The organism is Streptomyces sp. NPDC005485, from assembly GCF_040606085.1.
Taxonomy (GTDB): domain Bacteria; phylum Actinomycetota; class Actinomycetes; order Streptomycetales; family Streptomycetaceae; genus Streptomyces.
In genome coordinates, this window is sequence record NZ_JBEXDZ010000323.1 from 1 (window position 1) to 1,517 (window position 1,517).

Genomic DNA, 1,517 nt, shown 5'->3' on the forward strand with positions numbered 1-1,517 from the left:
GACCTCGGCACTCAACGGACCCAGAACCTGAATCCTCACACCATCCCCCAAACAGTCGTCGAGCCCTCGCACGTTCCCTTCCATGGCCAAAAACCCGCGCCACACCACACGCTAGCCCCGCCCACCCCCCACCAACGCCTCCCTCAACCCACCCTCAAGCAGACCTCCAACTGCCCACCCCAGGGCCCTTGATCCGCTGATTGGCTCGTGGCGGTGAGGCTGCTGGCCGCCCCCGCATCGGGATGGCAGCGGGGGCGGCTGACGGTGGTCCTGGATTCACGTCGCTGGCTGAAATCGGGCCGGTTTCGCGGTCTGAACGACTCCAGTGCGACGAGTCGGGCCGTTCGGGCAGGCCACCGCCCCGCCAAGAGTTGGCACCCCCCGGCCCCCGGGGTGACGATAGTGAGAGGCCCTCGACTCGACCGGTCGCGAACCGCACGCGCCGACGAGTTCGCAAGCTCTGGCCACAGCGTGACAACACACGCGACGCAGAGCGGAGTTGCGTCACTCGCTTTCCGGGATTCGATTGCCGGATCTCCGCACAGCGAGCAGTGTTTCGGGTGGAGGTTCACCGCATCCTCATCTGGGGGCGTTATGACCATCTCCGATGAACAGCTGGCGCGGGCAAAGAACATCAGGATCGAGCAGGTGCCGCTGCTGCGCAGAAGCCGTGGCGCGACAAACGGGACTCTCCTGGGACTGTCGGACGCGGCGATACGTCGGGCTCTGCGTCGTCTGAACTACCCTGATCTGCCCAACGCGCGACGGCAGTTCAGGCTCGAACAGGACCGCGGTGACGACGGCACCGTCCCGGCGCACGCCCAGGGGGTCGCCCTCGACCGGTTGCGCTCGCGGATGGACGACAGCGTGGCCCCCGCTGCACAGACCGCGGGTGTGCCCACCGGTCTGACCAGCGAGAATCTCGCGGGCGGCCCGACACCGACGGCCGGGATGCAGCTCACCCAGTGGGAGTGGCTCGGCCCCGGCAACATTGGCGGCCGTACTCGCGGCATCGCGATCCACCCTGAGGAGCCCCTGAAGATGTGGGCCGCAAGCTCCGGCGGCGGAGTGTGGCACACCCAGGACGGCGGAGGGCAGTGGGCACCCGTCGACGACTTCCTCGGCAACCTGGCGTGCTCCTGCCTGACCATGGACCCGACGGACCCGACGACCATCTACGCAGGCACCGGCGAGGGTTTCTCCAACTCCGACGCGCTGCGTGGCAACGGCGTGTTCCACACCACCGACGGCGTCAACTGGGCACCGATCACCACGACACAGACCACGGATTTCCGCGCCGTGACCCGGATCGCGCTCTCTCCCAACGGCGAGGTGGTCCTCGCGGCCACCGCGACCGGCCTGTTCCGCTGCGCCGACGCGGAGCGCAAGACGTGGACACAGGTCCTGGACGTCCCGCTCGGCATCGTCCTCTTCGACCCCACCGACGGCAGCCGCGCCGTCGCGGGAGCGCTGGGCGCCGGCGCGGCCTTCGCCAGCACCGACGGCGGACAGACCTG

Annotated in this window: 1 pseudogene; it reads left to right on the forward strand. The window is 68.8% G+C overall.

Going from position 1 to position 1,517, the window contains the following annotated elements:
* Positions 1-594: 594 nt before the first annotated feature.
* Positions 595-1,517 (forward strand): annotated as a pseudogene (locus tag ABZS97_RS43950) (hypothetical protein); the annotation flags it as partial.